Annotated in this window: 1 protein-coding gene; it reads right to left on the bottom strand. The window is 69.9% G+C overall.

The annotated features are described in order from the left end of the window. Positions 1-409: hypothetical protein (locus ACXAHG_RS23570; RefSeq protein ID WP_475061261.1), on the bottom strand; the 409-nt coding region annotated here is incomplete at both ends.

Here is a 409-nt window from a genome sequence, read left to right on the forward strand (position 1 = left end):
CCGGCATTGCCGGCGGTGTCGGTCAGCACCACGGACAGCGTCAGGGTGCCGTCGCCCAGCCCGGAGAGATCCAGCCCGGTGATCTGATCGGCGGCGCCGGCGAGGGTGCCGCTGCCGGTCACATCGCTGCCGCCGCCATCGGAGCTGATGGTATAGGCATAGCTGCTGCCGGCCTCTGCGCTGCTGAAGGAGAAGCTGGCGGCGGTTTGATTGGCGGCATTCACCGCGCTCTGGTCAAAACTGACGCTGTAGCCGGCTGGTGCCGTGGTGTCCTTGGCTGCGGTGGCGGTCACCGCCCCGGCCGCATTGCCGGCCGCATCGGTCAGCACCACGGACAGCGTCAGGGTGCCGTCGCCCAGCCCGGAGAGATCCAGCCCGGTGATCTGATCGGTGGCGCCGGCGAGGGTGC

Source organism: Leisingera sp. ABD4_442 (assembly GCF_056160905.1).